Source organism: Pseudomonas sp. AC229 (assembly GCF_979254655.1).
In genome coordinates this window covers 1-265 of record NZ_CEEDHK010000062.1, presented here as the reverse complement: position 1 = coordinate 265, position 265 = coordinate 1, and the positions used below count along the sequence as shown (strand labels likewise).

At 67.2% G+C, this 265-nt stretch carries 1 pseudogene; it reads left to right on the top strand.

Annotated features, from left to right (window positions below):
* A pseudogene (locus AC0IW7_RS24850) lies at window positions 1-265 on the top strand (chromosome partitioning protein ParB); the annotation flags it as partial.

Sequence of the window (265 nt, the reverse complement as noted above, 5' to 3'; positions counted from 1 at the left end):
ACGTGCTGGCCCGCGCGGTGGGCCTCGACATGGTCCAGGCTGGCTGGAGACCCACTGTCGACAATTATCTCGGCCGGGTCACCAAGCCTCGCATTTTGGAGGCGGTGCGGGAGGCAAGGGGCGAGTCTTCCGCGCAGCTGATCGACCACCTGAAGAAGGCCGACATGGCCAAGGAGGCCGAGCGCCTTCTCGATGGTTCGGGCTGGTTACCGGAGCCGCTGCGTCTCGTCGACCCCGCCGCGTCGCCAGCGGAAGAGGAGGGTGA